At 58.2% G+C, this 347-nt stretch carries 1 pseudogene; it reads right to left on the reverse strand.

What is annotated here, in order from left to right:
- Positions 1-287: pseudogene (locus tag XdyCFBP7245_RS23545) on the reverse strand (transposase); the annotation flags it as partial.
- Positions 288-347: the final 60 nt, after the last annotated feature.

Below are 347 nucleotides of genomic sequence, written 5' to 3' on the forward strand. Positions count from 1 at the left end.
CAGCGCACGACGCGCCGGTGCGCTCACCACTTTTTTCGCAACGCATCCTTGATCAGGTCGTTCTCGAACAACTGCTCGGCCAGCAACTTCTTCAGTCGCGTGTTCTCGGCCTCAAGGTCCTTGAGCCGCTTGGCATCGGGCACGCTCATCCCGCCGAACTTGCTGCGCCACAGGTAGTACGAGGCCTCACTGAAGCCATGCCGCCGGCAAAGGTCCTTGATGGCCACGCCCGCTTCAGCCTCGCGCAGGAAGCCAATGATCTGCTCTTCGGAAAAACGCTTCTTCACATCCAATCTCCTCGGGATAGGGAATTGGACTCCAAACTGAGGTGCTACTCAAAATTGGGG

Source organism: Xanthomonas dyei (genome assembly GCF_002939865.1).
GTDB classification, from domain to species: domain Bacteria; phylum Pseudomonadota; class Gammaproteobacteria; order Xanthomonadales; family Xanthomonadaceae; genus Xanthomonas; species Xanthomonas dyei.